This is a genomic window from Pseudomonas sp. UW4 (genome assembly GCF_000316175.1).
GTDB lineage: Bacteria > Pseudomonadota > Gammaproteobacteria > Pseudomonadales > Pseudomonadaceae > Aquipseudomonas > Aquipseudomonas laurylsulfatiphila.
The window spans coordinates 1,248,567-1,264,322 of record NC_019670.1 but is presented as its reverse complement, the minus strand read 5'-3'; the positions used below and the strand labels follow the sequence as shown (position 1 = coordinate 1,264,322).

Below are 15,756 nucleotides of genomic sequence, written 5' to 3'. Positions count from 1 at the left end.
CAGGGCTTACTCCTTGTTCGCCAGATTGACCACGCGATTGGAGCGATCCACCGGGCGCACCTGCTGCCCTTCGAGAAGCACATGGACGCCGGCGGCCACGACCCAGTCGCTGGCGTTGAGTCCCTCGAGCACCGGTACGGTTTTCTCACCGAAGGCACCCACTCGCACCGGGGTTTTCTTCAAGGTGTTGTTGGCGCTGACGACCCAGACATAGGTCACTCCGTTTTCTGCCGTCAACGCCGACAGCGGAACGGACAGAGTCACCACGTCGGCGGCCTGCACGAACACCCGGGCGCTCTGGCCCAGCTCCACCGGCACCTTGCCGGAGGTGAAGGCGATGCGCGCCGCGAAGGTGCGGGACTTTGGATCAGCGGCTGGCGACAGCTCACGGATGCGCCCTTCGAAACGCTGGCCGGGTTGGGTCCAGAGCTCCACTGCCACCGGTTCACCGACCTTGAAGCGGCCGAAGTTCTGCTCCGGCAGGCTGATCAACACTTCACGCTCGCCATCGGTCGCCAGTGTGAACACCGTTTGCCCCGCGGCCACGACTTGCCCGACTTCAACCAGCCGCTTGGCCACGACGCCGTCCTGCGGCGCACGCAGCACGGCGTAGCTGGCCTGGTTATTGGAAACGTTGAATTCGGCCTTGATTTGCTTGAGGCGCGCTTCGCCGGAGCGGTAGAGGTTTTCGTGATTGTCGTACTGCGAGCGGCTGACCAGCTGACGCTCCATCAGGGTTTTGTAGCGATCACGCTCGGCACGCACCATGCTCAGATTGGCTTCAGCTGCAGCGACCTGGGCCCGGGTGGCCTCCAGTTGCAGGCGCACGTCCTGAGGATCGAGCTCTGCCAAAGGTTGATCGGCCTTGACCCGCTGCCCTTCCTCGACCAGTCGTCGGCTGACTTTACCGCCGATACGGAACGCCAGGTCCGGCTCATAACGCGCACGGACTTCACCTGGATAACTTTCCATGGCCTGTGCCGAAGGCTCTGGCTGAACCACCATGGCCGGGCGCACGCTGACTGGCGGCACTTCGTCGGAGCCACACGCTGACAATAAAAAAGCCAGGGTGACTGGCAACGCGAGGGGCAAGGCATAGCGGAACATGGTGAAGGACCTTTCGCTAATGGTGCTTTGAATAATTATACTGAGCAGTATGTTATTAATAGCAAACTCACCAGTCCAGTAATAAAAGCGAATATGCCAAACAATCTTTCAGCACCCAATGGCCCAGGCAGACCCAAGGATCTGGTGAAACGCCAGGCCATTCTCGATGCGGCAAAAGTGCTGTTTCTGAGTAAGGGTTATGCCAATACCAGCATGGATGCCGTCGCAGCCGAGGCCGGTGTGTCGAAGCTGACGGTCTACAGCCACTTCAACGACAAGGAGACGCTGTTCTCCGCCGCCGTGGTGGCCAAGTGCGAGGAGCAGTTGCCCCCGCTGTTCTTCGAGTTGCCCGAAGGCGTGGCGGTGGAAACCGTGCTGCTGAACATCGCGCGCGGCTTTCATCAGCTGATCAACAGTGACGAATCAGTGAACCTGCACCGACTGATGATGACCCTGGGCAGCCAGGACCCGAAACTCGCGCAAATCTTCTTTGAGGCGGGCCCGGAGCGCATGCTGCATGGCATGGAACGCTTGCTGAGACGGATCGACGAAAGTGGCGTGCTGAGCATCGAAAAGCCGCACAACGCCGCCGAGCACTTCTTCTGCCTGCTCAAGGGCGCCGGGAATTTCCGCTTGCTGTATGGCTGCGGCGAGCCGCCGGTCGGCGAGGCCGCGGAGAGCCATGTGCGGGAAGTGGTGGGGTTGTTTATGCGGGCTTATCGGCCTCAGTGAGCCTGACAGCATTGCGTTGACTGTACCGACGCCTTCGCGGGCAAGCCCGCTCCCACAGGGTCCGAGGTGTACTCGAATTTTGAACCCGGCACAAAACCTGTGGGAGCGTGGCTTGCCCGCGATGAAGGCTACTCGGTCTTAAGGCTTCAAAGCTTTCTTCGGATAGATGTCATACCGACTGGACTTGCCATCCAGCGCATGACTCGGCTTCGGCCCGTCGATGCACGGCGCCTTGCGCGGGCGCTTGACCACCACCCGGTGGCTGGCCAGGGCCAACGCCGCTTCGAGCAAGGCCGGCGCATCCGGGTCATCGCCCACCAGCGGCCGGAACAGGCGCATTTCCTTCTTCACCAGCGCGGTTTTCTCACGGTGCGGGAACATAGGATCGAGGTAGATCACCTGCGGCGGTTCGCCCTCCCAATTGCGCATCACCTCGATCGAGTTGCCCTTGAGCAGCCGCATGCGCGCCACGATCGGCGCCACATCGAAATCTTCCGCGCCACGGGCCAGACCATCTTCCAGCAAGGCGCCAATCAGCGGCTGACGCTCGATGAGACTCATCTCGCAACCGAGGCTGGCCAGCACGAACGCGTCCTTGCCCAGCCCTGCCGTGGCATCCAGTACCCGCGGGCGCACGCCCTGGGCGACGCCAACAGCCTTGGCGATCATCTGCCCGCTGCCGCCGCCGTACAGACGGCGATGGGCCGCACCGCCCTCGACGAAGTCCACCCGCACCGGCCCCGGCGCGTCCGGCCCAAGCTGTTGCAACTGCAAACCCTGGTCACCCACCTGCAAGGCAAATTCGCCGTCCGACACCTGCATCGGCAAGCCCAGGCGCTCGGCCCACTGCTCGGCTTGTGGCTCGAAAGCCGCGTCCAGGGCCTGGACATGGATGCGGCAGGCCGCGGGTTGATCAATCATCGGAAAACACGCTCAAAAAATTAATGATCGGCAAAAACTGCCGATAACAAAACTATCGAGCATTTTGCCAGAGCTGAGCGTCGACCGAGAGAAATGTCAGACATTCAACCCACAATCACAGGCTTTATATCGCCCTACGGCAATTACAACCTGCGAAACACCCAGGCACTGAGCGGTGTCAGTCACATCTGGCAGGATTTCTTTGCCCGTGCGCTGGCCGATCAGTCGGGTGATGTGCTGCCTGAATCACTGAACTTCCCACCGGTCGATCTCGAAAGCCCGGTCGAGCCAACCGTCGGCAGCGAGCTGCTGGAACACATCGTTTCCCAGCGTGAGTGCGATGTCAAAGAGACCCTGGTTCGCCCGCCAGAGCCTCTGTTCCTGCCCATTGCCGAATTCGAAATGGACCTGGCCGACAAGCCATTTCCACCGTTCCCGGCGGATGAAGTCGTCGCCCAGCAAAAACAACAGGACTTCGACAGCGGCTGGGTTCGCCCGATCGTGCTCAACGCCGGCCAGCCACTGCCGGAAGCCGGGCCTGCCCCGAAACCACGTCCGCTGCACCTGCCGATTGCCGAATTCGAACTCGATCTGCTCGACAAGCCGTTCCCGCCGTTCTCTCCGGAAGAATTGGTGGAACAGCAGAAACAACTCGATTTCGACAATGGTTGGGCGCGCCCGATCATCCTGCAAAACCTGCGCATCGCCGCCTGACCCTCAGCCCTTGAAGAACTGATTGGCCTTCTGGTACGGCATCGACCGCGAAGTGAAGCCGAACGTGCCTGATGTCTGGATTTCTTCGGCGGCACGGAAGAATTCACCATAGGCCGCCAACGCCAGCGCCGAACCGACGCTGATGCGTTTGACGCCCATTTCAGCCAACTGCGCGACCGTCAGCTTCAAGCCGCCCGACATCAACACATTCACCGGTTTGGGCGCCACCGCGCGCACCACCGCCAGCACATCCTCGGCGTTGCGCAGACCGGGTGCGTAGAGCACATCGGCACCGGCCTCGGCGAATGCCTGCAAGCGGCGGATGGTGTCGGCCAGATCAGGATTGCCGTGCAGGAAGTTTTCGGCCCGGGCGGTCAATGTGAAGGGGAACGGCAAACTGCGAGCGGCAGCCACAGAGGCCTCGATGCGCGCCACCGCGTGGTCGAAGCAGTAGATGGGGCCTTCTTCGCGACCGGTGGCGTCTTCAATCGAACCTCCAACGGCTCCTGCCTCTGCCGCGCGCAAAATGCTTTTCGCGCAGTCGGCCGGGTTGTCGGCAAAGCCGTTTTCCAGGTCCACGGCAACCGGCAAGTCAGTGGCGGCGACAATCGCCTGAACGTTCATCAGGGTATCGTCGAGGCTCAAGCCGCCATCGGCACGCCCCTGGGAAAAGGCATAACCGGCACTGGTGGTCGCCAGCGCCTCGAAGCCGAGGCTGGCGAGTATCTTCGCTGAACCCGCATCCCACGGATTGGGAATCACAAAAGCGCCGGAGCGTTCGTGAAGGGCTTTGAACGCCTGGGCTCGAAGGGTTTGCGCATCCATGGGGCAGGCTCCTGAAGAGGGGGAAAGAATCCGCCTCAGAGCAAGCCAAGCTGCTCGGCGGCGGGTTCTCTGTATAGCTCAGGCAGCGCCGGCAAGCCAGGCAGACGCCGCATCAGCCTGGCGTGAAAACGCTGCGCCAGTTTCGCCGCCAGCAGGTTGTCGGCGGTGTGCAGGAAGATATACGGCGTTCGCCCTTCTTCGATCCACAGCGCGATTTTCTCGACCCAGGGCTCCAGGAACGGATCGTTGGCCTCAAGCACCGGATGGCCGATAAAACGCACCTGCGGACACTGCGTGAACGCTGCCGGACGCGGAGGCACCCGGGGCTTCTTCGATTGAGCGTGAAGCACTGACGGATCGGTCGATGTGCAACTGAACAACGCGCGGGGATCAAGACAGATGCGTTCAACACCGCGATCCAGCAGCAGACGATTGAGCATCCGCTCGCTGTCACCCTTGGCGAAGAAATCACCATGGCGTACTTCAACGGCCAGCGGGCGTTGCAGGGCATCGATAAATCCGGCCAGCTCGGGCAAGCGTTGGGGCGTGAAGTTTTTCGACAGCTGCAACCACAGTGGCGACACCCGATCACCCAGCGGAGTGAGCAATTGCAGGAAGGTTTCGGCGGCGGTCAGCTGTTCGCGCAAATCGCCACCGTGGCTGATCTCGCCGGGAAACTTGGCGGTAAAGCGAAAGTGCTGCGGCATGGTTTGGGCCCAACGCTGCACGGTGCTGGCAGCAGGGCTGGCGTAGAAGGTCGTGTTGCCTTCTACGGCATTGAATACCTGGCAATAGAGATCAAGAAACTCGGCGGACCTGGCGTGCGGCGGATACAGGTAATCGCGCCAGGCGTTCTCGCTCCAGGACGGGCAACCGAGGTAATACGGCAGCAACATCAGATGTACAGGTCAAGACCCAGCACATCCGTATCCCAATCGACGAAACCGGCGGTACTCAGGTAGCTGGCCAGCGCCGTCGCCACGCTTTTGCTCATGGCACGGTGGTAAATCATGTCTTGCTGACGGGCGGGAAGATTGCTCGGTTTTTGCGCAGAGGCTTTGGCGGCGCGGGCAGCCAACTGCTCTTCAGTCGGGAATTCCAGCTCGCCTTCGATATCAATGGCGTCGTCTTCCACCACACGGTCTTTGCGTGGCTTGCGCTTGATGGGGTAGGACTGAGAGGAAACGCCGTCGATACGCATACGTGCATACTCGGAATCAGTGATGGCAGTTTAGTGGCGCAAACCCCACTTCGCAAACCGCCGAGTGATAACTAGAACACATAAAAGGCAAAAGGTTTAAAAGCCGGGGTTAGAAAATGACGATTGGCTGCGTCCGATAGATCGCCATCGCGGGCAAGCCCGCTCCCACAGGGTTAGCGGTGATCCTGTGGGAGCGGGCTTGCCCGCGATTGAACCAACTCAATCCTGAAAATCTACCGTGCTTTGGGCGTCGCCACTTTGTCGCGCAGATAAACCGGCTGCGCCTCGTCGGCCACGATCGCCTCACCACGTTCCCAGGCGAACCGCGCCAGGGTCAGCAAATCTTCAGCGTGAGGCAGCATGCCTGCGTCCTGCCCAGTCAGGTTGACGGCGATACGCTCGCCATAACCCCAACCAGTGCCGGCGCCGAACCACTCGCCGCCGACATCGGCCGGCAATGCCGCGGACTCCGGCGGCAGTACCGCTTCGGCGCCCACCAGGCGCATCTCCCCGGCCGTTTCGCGGTAGCAACCCCAATACACTTCATCCATGCGCGCATCGATGGCAGCAGCGACCTGAGTGGCGCCGTGTTCGCGCAATGCACGTTGCGCCAGCACGGCCAGGTTCGACACCGGCAGCACCGGGCGATCCAGAGCAAACGCCAGGCCTTGCACCACGCCGATGGCGATGCGCACACCGGTGAAGGCTCCCGGGCCACGACCGAACGCAATGGCATCGACCGCTTGCAGGGTGGTGCCAGCATCGGCCAGCAATTGCTTGATCATCGGCAACAGCTTCTGCGCGTGCAGGCGCGGGATCACCTCGTAATGGCTCGTGACCTTGCCGTCATGCAGCAAGGCAACGGAGCAAGCTTCAGTCGCGGTGTCCAGGGCCAGCAAGGTGCTCATCGATGTATCCGTAACAAGAGGTCAGAAAAAGTGCGTCAGTATAAACAACTACGGCCCGCAAGCGGGCCGTGGAAGATGAAGCGATTCAGACTTTTCAGCTCAGGGCTTCAAGCACCTTGGCGGTGATCGCTTCAACCGAACCGACGCCTTCGATATGGCTGTACTGCGGCTTGCCATTGGCGGCCGACAGCTTCTGGTAGAAATCCACCAGCGGCTTGGTCTGGGAGTGGTAGACCGACAGGCGATGACGCACGGTTTCTTCGGTGTCGTCCTTGCGCTGTACCAGCTCTTCACCGGTGATGTCGTCCTTGCCGGCGATTTTCGGCGGGTTGTAGACGATGTGGTACACGCGGCCGCTGGCCTCGTGAACACGACGACCGGCGATACGCTGGACGATTTCTTCGTCCTCGACGGCGATTTCAACCACTGCGTCCAGCTCGACGCCGGCAGTCACCAGGGCTTCGGCCTGGGGAATGGTGCGCGGGAAGCCGTCGAACAGGAAACCGTTGGCGCAGTCGGACTGGGCGATGCGGTCCTTGACCAGTGCGATGATCAGGTCATCGGACACCAGGCCACCGGCATCCATGATGCTCTTGGCCTTGATGCCCAGCTCGGTGCCGGCCTTGACCGCTGCACGCAGCATGTCGCCGGTGGAGATTTGCGGAATGCCGAATTTTTCGGTGATGAACTTAGCCTGAGTACCTTTACCGGCCCCGGGAGCTCCCAGCAGAATGACGCGCATCGATGTGCTCCTCAATTTTTTATATGGATAACGTCAGATTCGCCTCGTGGGGCCAATCTCAAAAAAGGGTCGTGGCCGCCCAAACGGCCAAAGGCTGATCAAGATACACAGCAGGCTGCGCCCACACAAGACGCCAAAAGTCGGAGAAACCGCTGCCTCCTGCGACCATTGCGCACGGTTCCCCAAGTCGCAACCCCAACATTAACTGTCGCCTGACAGCACTTTTCAACCCGTCCTGCGGCGGCATCCGCCTCACCTGCCGGATGCCTGACCCCACGGCAAAAACCTTAGCCGGTGTTACGCAAACCGGCGGCAATCCCCGCGACAGACACCAGCAGGGCCTGTTCTACCGGGCTGCCCTGCGCGACATCCTGCAATCGTGAACGGGCCAGCAACTCGGCCTGCAATAGATGAAGCGGGTCGAGGTAGGTGTTGCGCAAGCGGATGAATTCAAGGGTCGCTGGGCTATGTGCCAGCAGCTGCGACTGCCCGGTCAGGCCGAGAACGATGGAGCATGCCTGCGACAATAGGTCGCGTAAGTGCGCACCCAATGGCAACAGATTCGGCTCCACCAGACGCTCGTCATAAGACCGGGCAATGTCGGCATCCGCCTTGGCCAGGACCATCTCCAGCATATCGATGCGGGTGCGGAAGAACGGCCATTGCTCACGCATCTGCCCCAGCAGTTCACCTTCACCACGCTCCAGCGCCTTGCTCAGGGCGGCTTCCCAACCCAGCCAGGCCGGCAGCATCAGACGCGTCTGGGTCCAGCCGAAGATCCACGGAATCGCCCGCAGGCTTTCGATCCCCCCGGCCCGGCGCTTGGCCGGGCGACTGCCCAGGGGCAAACGACCGAGTTCCTGTTCCGGCGTGGACTGGCGGAAATACTCCACGAACTGCGGATTTTCCCGCACCACGGCGCGGTAAGCGCTGACACCATCGGCGGCCAGTTCGTCCATCAAATGGCGCCACTCGGGCGTCGGTGGCGGCGGCGGCAGCAAGGTCGCCTCAAGCACGGCGGCCAGGTACAGGTTGAGGTTTTGCTCGGCGATGTCCGGCAGGCCGAATTTGAATCGAATCATTTCACCCTGTTCGGTGGTGCGGAAGCGCCCCGCCACCGAACCCGGCGGCTGCGACAGGATCGCCGCGTGGGCCGGTCCGCCGCCACGCCCCACTGTGCCGCCGCGGCCGTGGAACAGCAGCAGTTCCACTTGTTGTTCGCGGCAGATATCCACCAGTCGTTCCTGCGCCCGGTACTGCGCCCAGGCCGCCGCGGTGGTGCCGGCGTCCTTGGCCGAATCGGAATAGCCGATCATCACTTCCTGCGGACCTTGCAGACGCGAGCGATAGCCCGGCAACAGCAGCAGCTTCTCGATCACCGGACCGGCGTTGTCGAGATCGGCCAAGGTTTCGAACAGCGGCACCACGCGCATCGGCCGCAGCACGCCGGATTCCTTGAGCAACAATTGCACCGCCAGCACATCGGAAGCGGCACCGGCCATCGAGATCACATAGGAACCGAGGGACGCCCCCGGTGCAGCGGCAATTTCCCGGCAGGTCGCCAGCACCTCGGCGGTATCGGCAGAGGGCTTGAAGTACGCCGGCAACAACGGCCGGCGGTTATTCAGTTCGCGCATCAGGAAGGCGATGCGTTCTTCCTCGCCCCAGTCCTCGTAGCGCCCCAGGCCGAGGTAGTCGGTGATTTCGGTCATGGCAGCGGTGTGTCGCGACGAGTCCTGGCGCACATCCAGACGAACCAGGAACAGGCCAAAGGTCACCGCCCGGCGCAGGCAGTCGAGCAACGGTCCGTCGGCGATCACGCCCATGCCGCATTCATGCAGCGAGTGGTAGCACAGCTCCAGCGGGTCGAGCAGTTCGCGGTTGTTTTGCAGCACGTCGGCCGGTGCCGGCGTGGGTGTCGACAACGAGGTGTGCGCCCAGTTGCGCGTCGCCCGCAGGCGTTCGCGCAGCTGTTTGAGCACAGCCCGGTAAGGTTCGGCGCTGTCACCCGCCTTGGCCTTCAATTCATCGCTGGCCTGCTGCATCGACAGCTCAGCCGCCAGCTGATCGACATCGCGCAGGTACAGATCAGCCGCCATCCAGCGCGCCAACAGTAAAACCTCTCGGGTAACCGCCGCCGTCACATTGGGGTTGCCGTCGCGGTCGCCGCCCATCCACGAGGCAAAGCGAATCGGCGCCGCCTCCAGTGGCAAGTGCAGACCGGTGGCAGCGTGCAGGGCCTGGTCGGCCTTGCGCAGGTAATTGGGAATGGCCTGCCACAGCGAATGCTCGATCACCGCGAAACCCCACTTGGCTTCGTCCACCGGTGTCGGACGCGTGCGGCGGATTTCCTCGGTGTGCCAGGCTTCGGCGATCAGGCGCTGCAAGGTGGTTTTGATCTGCTCGCGCTCGGCACTGGTCAAGTCGCGGTGATCCTGAGCCGCCAGTTGCGCGGCGATGGCGTCGTACTTCTGGATCAGCGTGCGGCGCGCGACTTCGGTCGGGTGCGCGGTCAGCACCAGCTCAATCTCCAGTCGCCCCAATTGCCGGGCCAGTGCTTCGGCACCATGACCCTCGGCACGCAGGCGAGCGAGCAATTCGGGCAACACCCGGGCTTCGAACGGCGCCTGTTGAGACGCCTCCCGACGGTGAATCAACTGGTATTGCTCGGCGATATTGGCCAGGTTGAGAAACTGATTGAACGCCCGCGCTACCGGCAACAGTTCATCTTCGGTCAACTGGTTGAGGCTGGCGCTGAGCTCGGCGTCCATGGAGCCGCGCCGGTCCGCCTTGGCGCCCTTGCGGATCTGCTCGATCTTGTCGAGAAAACCGTCGCCATATTGTTCACGAATGGTGTTGCCCAACAGCTCACCCAACAGGTGAACGTCCTCGCGCAAGCGTGCATCAATATCGGTCATCAGCAGGTCTCCAGCAAAGAATCCGGGCGGCTTGGAACCTAGAGAGTGCCGCCCCAGACAGGTTCTTACAAGCAAGACGACGAAGGGCCTTCAAACCTTGCCTGTTGAAGCTAGTCTGAAGATAAGCCGTACAACGGCTGTCGCCGGCCAACGCCGGACACTCACCCTGCCTGCCACGAGCGGTCGCGCCATGAGGTCACTATGAAAATTCGCGAGCTTGCCCACCACTGGGAAGAAAACGCCAAGGGTCGCCTGACCGACACCGGCTACTCGATTCATCTGGATGTGGAGTCTGCCGCACGGCTGGCCGCGCTCGTCGAGATGTACCCCAAGCGGCATCCCGAAGAACTGCTCGGCGATCTGATCGGCGCCGCGCTCGAAGAGCTGGAAAGAAGCTTCCCATACGTCAAGGGCTCGACCGTGGTCGCCACTGACGAAGAAGGTGATCCGCTGTACGAAGACATCGGGCCGACCCCGCGTTTTCTGGCGCTGTCCCGCCGGCATCTGCACGATATGTCAGTGCCTGACGACAAACAGAAACACTGAGGTTGCCTTGAACCCTGTGGGAGCGGGCTTGCTCGCGAAAGCGGTGTATCAGTCAACATTATTGTTGAATGTTAAACCTCATTCGCGAGCAAGCCCGCTCCCACATTGGCCCGTATTTCACTTCAAGAATTGCGTTACTCCGGGCCTGTAAAAGGTCCGGTATACCGCTGTGCGTGACGCAAATCTCCGACTTAGAGCCCTGTCGATTCGGTCAAAGTTTTTTCGATAGCTGGCTAAATTCTCTGAACTTTCAAAAAAAGCCTCGGGTCAACCCAAGTAACCATGCCTGGGACGAGCGTTTCAAAACACCCCGCAATTGATGGCTTCAGCGCCCTGCCCAGGATGGATTCAACGCTTTTCAGGAGTTAGCCCAATGGAGTTGAAGACCATGAAAACCCGAACCGGCACATCCTCGTTCACTCATTCGCGCGGCCTCCAGCTGGCGGCGCTGGCCCTCGGCAGCAGCCTGATCCTGGCCGGTTGCGCCGGCAACCCGCCGACCGAGCAGTACGCGGTGACCCAATCGGCCGTCAACGACGCCGTGAGCGCCGGCGGCACCGAGTTCGCCGCTGTGGAAATGAAGTCGGCCCAGGACAAGCTCAAGCAAGCCGAAATCGCCATGCACGACAAAAAATATGACCAGGCCCGGATGCTCGCCGAACAGGCCGAGTGGGACGCTCGTGTCGCAGAGCGCAAGGCCCAGGCGATGAAGGCCGAACAATCCGTGAAGGACGCGCAGAAAGGCGTTCAGGAATTGCGTCAGGAAAGCCAGCGCACCGTTCAGTAAGCGGCGCGGCCCCACGCATTCCCACTCGACTAAAAGGACGAAATCATGAAACACAATCAACTGATGATCCCTGCCCTGCTGGCTGCCAGCGTAGCCCTGGCGGCCTGCTCCACGCCGCCCAACGCCAACCTCGAACAGGCCCGCACCAACTACACCGGCCTGCAGGCCGACCCGCAGGCCAGCAAAGTCGCAGCCCTGGAAACCAAGGAAGCCAGCGATTATCTGGACAAGGCCGACCAGGCCTACAGGGACAAGGAAGACCCAGCAAATGTTGACCAGCTTGCCTATCTGACCAACCAGCGGGTTGAAGTGGCCAAGCAGACCATTGCCCTGCGCACCGCCGAAGCCAATCTGAAAAACACCTCGGCACAACGGGCCGAGGCCCGCCTGGCAGGCCGCGATCAGCAGATCAAGCAACTGAAGGACAGCCTCAACGCCAGGCAGACCGAGCGCGGGACGCTGGTGACCTTCGGGGATGTGCTGTTCGCCACGGACAAGGCCGAACTGAAATCCAACGGCCTGATGAACATCAACAAACTGGCGCAGTACCTCCAGGAAAACCCCGACCGCAAAGTGATTGTCGAGGGTTATACCGACAGCACCGGTACGGCGTCGCACAACCAGTCGCTGTCGGAACGTCGTGCGGACTCCGTGCGAGCAGCCCTGGTGAAGATGGGCGTCGATCCGGCGCGTATCGTTGCGCAGGGGTACGGCAAGGAGTATCCGGTGGCGGATAACTCAAGCACCTCGGGCCGGGCGATGAACCGTCGGGTGGAGGTGACCATTTCCAATGATAACCAGCCGGTGATGCCGCGTTCGGCGGTGAGTTCATACACCCAATAATCAACCACAACACAAATACCTGTGGGAGCGAGCCTGCTCGCGAAGAGGCCATAACATTCAACATCCATGTTGACTGTTACACCGCTATCGCGAGCAAGCCCGCTCCCACATTTGGATCTGTACTGTCCTTACTGCTCCAGCTTCTGCGGCGTCTCCTGCCCCATACAACGCACGGCTTTTTTCTTGCTGTCGACCAGCACGCCGGTCAGGCCTTTCTGTTCCATGTCAAACAGCACCAGCACGCCATCGATGCACTGCGCCACTTGCGCGGCCGGCTCCAGTGAGACTTTGTAGTCTTCGCCCGGAATGGTCTTGAGCATGGTGAACTCGTTGAGCAGCAACGCATCCTCGGGCTTGGCGAAGTGCAGGTAGCCGTACCACCACAGGGCACCGACTGTGCCGAGGATGCTGCAGATACCGGTGATGATCAGCGGGATGGCGTTACGTTCTTCACTCATTGCGGACTCTCTGGTGGTTCATCTTCAGAATTCGGGGGTGCCGGGTAATTGGGGATTTCACCCAGGCGGCGCAGGCCGTTGAAATGCTGCGGGTCATCGAGATAGCGCAGCATGACGTTACGCCAGACCGGGTCGGCGAATGTCTGCACATGACCGCCACGGGTCAGTTGCAGCACCCGCGGCGGCGGCGCAGCTTGATACAGTCGGATGCCGTTGGAAAGAGGCACGATCGGATCGTCGATGCTGTGGTAGATCAGTTTCGGCACATCTTTAAGTTGCGCCATGGAGTTGATCGCGCTGTCGCCGTCCGGCACCAGCCACGATAACGGCACCTGGAACGTCCAGAACACCCATGAATTACTGAGCGCATAGCGGCCGACACTGCGATAACTGGCGGGTACACCATCGAGGACAAACGCCTTGAGTTGTTTCTGCCGTTGCGGGTGCTGGACCAGGTAATGCACGGCCATCGAGCCACCGAGACTCTGGCCGAGCAGGATCAGCGGCTTGCCTTGAACCTGCGGCGCCTTGTCCAGCCAGGCGAACGCCGCATCGATGTCCTGGTAGATCGCCGGCAGGCTGGGTTCGCCTTCGGACAGGCCGTAACCGCGATAGTCCACAAGCAACACCTGGTAACCATTTTTCGGCAACCAGAAGCTGCCGCCAAGGTGCATGGGCAGGTTTCCGCCATTGCCGTGCAAGTGCAGCACCGTGCCCTTGACCTCAACCCCCTGCTTCACCGGCAGCCACCAGGCATTGAGCTTGAGGCCATCGGCGGTGTTCAGAGTGACGGTGCGGTATTCAAGCCCGGCCTTTTCCGGGGTGAACAACTGGCCGGGTTCCGGGTAGAACAGCAGCGAGCTGCAGCCGCTCAAGGCCAGGAAAAGGCAGAGGATGCCGAGGATTCTCATCCGTTGAAACCTCGCAAGTATTGAGCTGGAACACATCACCTGTGGGAGCGAGCTTGCTCGCGATGGCGGTGTATCAGACAACAGAAGTGTTGAATGTGAGACCGCTATCGCGAGCAAGCTCGCTCCCACAGGGGAATTCATTGTTCACAAGATATTCGAGTAATCCGCCTCGATCCGGTCCAGGCTCAGGTGGTTGAGGAAGTTGGAGAAGCACATCCACGCCGACAACGCATTCATGTCGCGGAACTGTTCCGGCAGGTACTTGGGCGGCACCACCAGGCCTTCGTCCACCAACTGACGCAAGGTACGCATGTCTTCCAGGGTGGTCTTGCCGCAGAACAACAGCGGTATCTGCTCCAGCTTGCCTTTACGCACGGCCAGTTGAATGTAGTTGTAAATCATGATGAAGCCCTTGAGGTAGGACAAGTCTTTGGTAAATGGCAGACCTGTCGGCACCGAGCCGCGGAACACGCGGCTGGCGTTGCTGTAGCTCTCGGGCATTTCGAAGCCTTGTTCACGGAAGAACTCGAACACCTGCAGGAAATCCGCGCCCTCCTCCACCATGTGAATCGCGCGCGTGCGGTTGGTGAGCTTGCGCAGGCGACTGGGGTAGGAGGCGAAGGTGATGATCTCCATCAGGATCGCCAGGCCTTCCTGGGTCACCGTCGACGAGGGCGGGCCTTTGGCCAGGAAGGTGCAGATCGGCTGGTTCAGGCCGTTGAGGGTGGTGCCGACGTGCACCAGCCCTTCGTGGACCTCCAGGGCGCGCACATCGCGCTGGTTGAACATCGCGTCGGAGCGGATCTTGATGTAGTCGGCGCCGGCCGCCGCATCGGCGACGATGCCGTCGGACTCGAACACCCGAATGGTTTCCTCGGCTTCGCCAAACACCTTGTTCAACCGGTGCTGCAACAGGTCGACCGCCTCCTTGGCCGTCAGCGTCTTCGGTTCGTCCTTGAGGTCGCCACGGCCGTCGATGTTGTTCAGGTATTCGGACAGCATCATGCCCAGGTCGGACAGGGTCGGGTCGCCGGCATGGAACGCGTCGGACGCGGCGCCGTACAATTCCTGAGAAATCAGGCCGAAATCCTCGGTACCGCGCGCTTCGAGCATGCGCACCACCATGCGGTACTCCTTGCACATGCGCCGCATGATCTGGCCGACGGGGTTGAACTGGCCGAGCTGGCGGGTGATGTCGCGCTCGATGTTCTGGAACTCCAGCTTCACTTTGCTGGAGTCGAACGCCAACGGCCGGTTGAGGTAGTAGTCGCGGTCCACCGCCGGCATTTCCTTGCCCTTGGCCTTGAGGAAACCCTTGCGAATGTTGTCGTCCCATTTGACCGCATCGAGTACGCGGATCGGCGTCTGCGCCAACACGATGCGATCGGACAAAATGCGTATCGACTGTTGGTAATCGTCCACGCGAAACTCCTGTAGAAACCTGTGGGTGCTGCTTACTTGGCTTTGGCCTGGCGCTGATAGCGCACCGCTTCGACGAACACATCGGAATTGGCCGGGTCGTCGAGGTAGGCGGCGACTTGATCCATGTGGCTGTCGATCAATACGCCATCGCCATCGCTGGTCTTGAAGCTTTCACCGCTCAGGACGTTTTGCTTGATGGCCTGATTGATCTGTTCGAGGTCGAGGTTGTAAACCACCAACTCATGTTTGTCGGTCAGCTCAAAACCGCCGAGGGTGAAATGCCCGCCGAACTGCGCCGGCACCTTCGCCGACAGGTACCAGCGGCTGCCATGACGCGACACCGTGAAAGGATAGGCTTCCCGCTCCCCGGGCCTGGCCCGGTAATAGCTGACGGCCTGATAACGATTGTCGCCAATGCGGGTCAGTTCGAGGTTGAGCGCCTCACCCCAGGCATTGGTGCTGGTCCATTTGCCGAGTAACCCTTTGGGCGCGGGGTCGCTTGCAGGCAGCGGCTCCTTGAAGGACACCAGACAGCCACTGAGCAGCAAGAACGACAAGGCGATCACAACGACACGCCAGGCTTTCATTCAATACTCCCTTTGAACACACACCGCCCTAAGGTGGACACATTCCCCTGTGGGAGCGAGCTTGCTCGCGATGACGGTGTGTCAGACAACATTAATGTTGAATGGTAAACCGCTATCGCGAGCAAGCTCGCTCC

At 61.0% G+C, this 15,756-nt stretch carries 17 protein-coding genes; 5 read left to right on the top strand and 12 right to left on the bottom strand.

The genetic code is table 11. The features are described from left to right. Window positions 1-6: 6 nt before the first annotated feature. A complete protein-coding gene (locus PPUTUW4_RS05460; RefSeq protein WP_015093742.1) occupies window positions 7-1,107 on the bottom strand; it encodes an efflux RND transporter periplasmic adaptor subunit in 1,101 nt (366 codons plus the stop codon). Window positions 1,108-1,200: 93 nt separating this feature from the next. Here PPUTUW4_RS05460 and PPUTUW4_RS05455 point away from each other — a divergent pair, with 93 nt between their 5' ends. Continuing rightward, window positions 1,201-1,839 carry a TetR/AcrR family transcriptional regulator gene (locus PPUTUW4_RS05455; RefSeq protein ID WP_015093741.1) on the top strand — a complete coding sequence of 213 codons (639 nt, stop codon included), beginning with the start codon at window positions 1,201-1,203 and terminating at the stop codon, window positions 1,837-1,839. A 138-nt stretch (window positions 1,840-1,977) separates the two neighbouring features. Here the strand turns inward: PPUTUW4_RS05455 and PPUTUW4_RS05450 are convergent, their stop codons facing one another. Beyond that, window positions 1,978-2,757: a class I SAM-dependent methyltransferase gene (locus PPUTUW4_RS05450; RefSeq protein ID WP_177325109.1), complete on the bottom strand. Its 780-nt coding sequence runs from the start codon at window positions 2,755-2,757 to the stop codon at window positions 1,978-1,980. A 96-nt stretch (window positions 2,758-2,853) separates the two neighbouring features. Between PPUTUW4_RS05450 and PPUTUW4_RS05445 the strand changes: the two genes are divergently transcribed. Next, the gene (locus PPUTUW4_RS05445) at window positions 2,854-3,474 is read left to right on the top strand and encodes a hypothetical protein (protein WP_015093739.1); all 621 of its coding nucleotides are present in this window, start codon (window positions 2,854-2,856) and stop codon (window positions 3,472-3,474) included. 3 nt (window positions 3,475-3,477) lie between these two features. Here PPUTUW4_RS05445 and PPUTUW4_RS05440 read toward each other — a convergent pair whose 3' ends face one another. The 6 genes from PPUTUW4_RS05440 to ppc form a co-directional block, all read right to left on the bottom strand. After that, complete coding sequence (locus tag PPUTUW4_RS05440; RefSeq protein WP_015093738.1) at window positions 3,478-4,299, bottom strand: isocitrate lyase/phosphoenolpyruvate mutase family protein; 822 nt, start codon at window positions 4,297-4,299, stop codon at window positions 3,478-3,480. Between the two features lie 35 nt (window positions 4,300-4,334). Continuing rightward, window positions 4,335-5,195, bottom strand: coding sequence for a DUF72 domain-containing protein (locus PPUTUW4_RS05435; RefSeq protein WP_015093737.1), 861 nt, complete (start codon window positions 5,193-5,195; stop codon window positions 4,335-4,337). After that, window positions 5,195-5,500, bottom strand: a complete 306-nt coding sequence (locus PPUTUW4_RS05430) for a hypothetical protein (RefSeq protein ID WP_015093736.1) — start codon at window positions 5,498-5,500, stop codon at window positions 5,195-5,197. The genes PPUTUW4_RS05435 and PPUTUW4_RS05430 overlap by 1 nt, the downstream gene beginning before the upstream one ends. A 233-nt stretch (window positions 5,501-5,733) precedes the next feature. Continuing rightward, the gene (tsaB, locus tag PPUTUW4_RS05425; protein WP_015093735.1) at window positions 5,734-6,408 is read right to left on the bottom strand and encodes a tRNA (adenosine(37)-N6)-threonylcarbamoyltransferase complex dimerization subunit type 1 TsaB; all 675 of its coding nucleotides are present in this window, start codon (window positions 6,406-6,408) and stop codon (window positions 5,734-5,736) included. 94 nt (window positions 6,409-6,502) lie between these two features. Continuing rightward, entirely contained in the window at window positions 6,503-7,150 is a 648-nt protein-coding gene (gene adk / locus PPUTUW4_RS05420) for an adenylate kinase (RefSeq protein ID WP_015093734.1), read from the bottom strand. Between the two features lie 287 nt (window positions 7,151-7,437). After that, entirely contained in the window at window positions 7,438-10,068 is a 2,631-nt protein-coding gene (ppc, locus tag PPUTUW4_RS05410) for a phosphoenolpyruvate carboxylase (protein ID WP_015093733.1), read from the bottom strand. Between the two features lie 201 nt (window positions 10,069-10,269). On the opposite strand from ppc, the gene PPUTUW4_RS05405 reads away from it, so the two are divergent. From PPUTUW4_RS05405 to PPUTUW4_RS05395, 3 genes are all read left to right on the top strand, one after another. After that, window positions 10,270-10,614, top strand: a complete 345-nt coding sequence (locus PPUTUW4_RS05405; protein WP_015093732.1) for a hypothetical protein — start codon at window positions 10,270-10,272, stop codon at window positions 10,612-10,614. Window positions 10,615-10,987: 373 nt separating this feature from the next. Continuing rightward, window positions 10,988-11,401: a DUF4398 domain-containing protein gene (locus PPUTUW4_RS05400; protein WP_007975021.1), complete on the top strand. Its 414-nt coding sequence runs from the start codon at window positions 10,988-10,990 to the stop codon at window positions 11,399-11,401. A gap of 45 nt (window positions 11,402-11,446) precedes the next feature. Continuing rightward, a complete protein-coding gene (locus PPUTUW4_RS05395; RefSeq protein WP_015093731.1) occupies window positions 11,447-12,244 on the top strand; it encodes an OmpA family protein in 798 nt (265 codons plus the stop codon). Window positions 12,245-12,372: 128 nt separating this feature from the next. Here the strand turns inward: PPUTUW4_RS05395 and PPUTUW4_RS05390 are convergent, their stop codons facing one another. From PPUTUW4_RS05390 to PPUTUW4_RS05375, 4 genes are all read right to left on the bottom strand, one after another. Further along, window positions 12,373-12,702, bottom strand: a complete 330-nt coding sequence (locus PPUTUW4_RS05390) for a hypothetical protein (RefSeq protein WP_008051386.1) — start codon at window positions 12,700-12,702, stop codon at window positions 12,373-12,375. Continuing rightward, window positions 12,699-13,613, bottom strand: coding sequence for an alpha/beta hydrolase (locus PPUTUW4_RS05385; RefSeq protein ID WP_015093730.1), 915 nt, complete (start codon window positions 13,611-13,613; stop codon window positions 12,699-12,701). Before PPUTUW4_RS05385 ends, PPUTUW4_RS05390 begins: the two co-directional genes overlap by 4 nt. A gap of 144 nt (window positions 13,614-13,757) precedes the next feature. Further along, the gene (locus PPUTUW4_RS05380; protein ID WP_015093729.1) at window positions 13,758-15,035 is read right to left on the bottom strand and encodes a flavohemoglobin expression-modulating QEGLA motif protein; all 1,278 of its coding nucleotides are present in this window, start codon (window positions 15,033-15,035) and stop codon (window positions 13,758-13,760) included. A gap of 32 nt (window positions 15,036-15,067) precedes the next feature. Next, the gene (locus tag PPUTUW4_RS05375) at window positions 15,068-15,622 is read right to left on the bottom strand and encodes a hypothetical protein (protein WP_015093728.1); all 555 of its coding nucleotides are present in this window, start codon (window positions 15,620-15,622) and stop codon (window positions 15,068-15,070) included. Window positions 15,623-15,756: the final 134 nt, after the last annotated feature.

Bases quoted from the DNA above. Each gene is read 5' to 3' on its own strand.
- tsaB (WP_015093735.1), bottom strand. From the start codon at position 6,408: ATGAGCACCTTGCTGGCCCTGGACACCGCGACTGAAGCTTGCTCCGTT.
- PPUTUW4_RS05440 (WP_015093738.1), bottom strand. From the start codon at position 4,299: ATGGATGCGCAAACCCTTCGAGCCCAGGCGTTCAAAGCCCTTCACGAA.
- PPUTUW4_RS05455 (WP_015093741.1), top strand. From the start codon at position 1,201: ATGCCAAACAATCTTTCAGCACCCAATGGCCCAGGCAGACCCAAGGAT.
- adk (WP_015093734.1), bottom strand. From the start codon at position 7,150: ATGCGCGTCATTCTGCTGGGAGCTCCCGGGGCCGGTAAAGGTACTCAG.
- ppc (WP_015093733.1), bottom strand. From the start codon at position 10,068: ATGACCGATATTGATGCACGCTTGCGCGAGGACGTTCACCTGTTGGGT.
- PPUTUW4_RS05400 (WP_007975021.1), top strand. From the start codon at position 10,988: ATGGAGTTGAAGACCATGAAAACCCGAACCGGCACATCCTCGTTCACT.
- PPUTUW4_RS05405 (WP_015093732.1), top strand. From the start codon at position 10,270: ATGAAAATTCGCGAGCTTGCCCACCACTGGGAAGAAAACGCCAAGGGT.
- PPUTUW4_RS05445 (WP_015093739.1), top strand. From the start codon at position 2,854: ATGTCAGACATTCAACCCACAATCACAGGCTTTATATCGCCCTACGGC.
- PPUTUW4_RS05375 (WP_015093728.1), bottom strand. From the start codon at position 15,622: ATGAAAGCCTGGCGTGTCGTTGTGATCGCCTTGTCGTTCTTGCTGCTC.
- PPUTUW4_RS05430 (WP_015093736.1), bottom strand. From the start codon at position 5,500: ATGCGTATCGACGGCGTTTCCTCTCAGTCCTACCCCATCAAGCGCAAG.
- PPUTUW4_RS05385 (WP_015093730.1), bottom strand. From the start codon at position 13,613: ATGAGAATCCTCGGCATCCTCTGCCTTTTCCTGGCCTTGAGCGGCTGC.
- PPUTUW4_RS05390 (WP_008051386.1), bottom strand. From the start codon at position 12,702: ATGAGTGAAGAACGTAACGCCATCCCGCTGATCATCACCGGTATCTGC.
- PPUTUW4_RS05460 (WP_015093742.1), bottom strand. From the start codon at position 1,107: ATGTTCCGCTATGCCTTGCCCCTCGCGTTGCCAGTCACCCTGGCTTTT.
- PPUTUW4_RS05435 (WP_015093737.1), bottom strand. From the start codon at position 5,195: ATGTTGCTGCCGTATTACCTCGGTTGCCCGTCCTGGAGCGAGAACGCC.
- PPUTUW4_RS05395 (WP_015093731.1), top strand. From the start codon at position 11,447: ATGAAACACAATCAACTGATGATCCCTGCCCTGCTGGCTGCCAGCGTA.